This window comes from Corynebacterium sp. HMSC073D01, from assembly GCF_001815555.1.
GTDB classification, from domain to species: Bacteria; Actinomycetota; Actinomycetes; order Mycobacteriales; family Mycobacteriaceae; genus Corynebacterium; species Corynebacterium glucuronolyticum.
Genome location: NZ_KV821085.1, coordinates 64,667 through 65,122, shown reverse-complemented (window position 1 = coordinate 65,122; position 456 = coordinate 64,667).

Below are 456 nucleotides of genomic sequence, written 5' to 3'. Positions count from 1 at the left end.
ATCTGCCCCGCACCTGCGGGGATGAGCCCCAGCTCAACTCTCTGGTGAAAGAATCGCGGCAATCTGCCCCGCACCTGCGGGGATGAGCCGGGCGAGGTGCTCGTAGCGCGGGAGCTCGTGGGATCTGCCCCGCACCTGCGGGGATGAGCCCGATAAGAATCGCCAGGGCCAGTGGGTTCAAGGATCTGCCCCGCACCTGCGGGGATGAGCCCGAAATGCGCATCACAGCCCCAGCCTCAATCGCATCTGCCCCGCACCTGCGGGGATGAGCCCGGCACCGAGGTTACCGGAGCGGAGCACAGCATATCTGCCCCGCACCTGCGGGGATGAGCCTCAACGTGTACGGGGTGCCATCGTAGCCGGTGAATCTGCCCCGCACCTGCGGGGATGAGCCCCGTATTTGTACGCACTAAGGGGCACCACAACCATCTGCCCCGCACCTGCGGGGATGAGCCC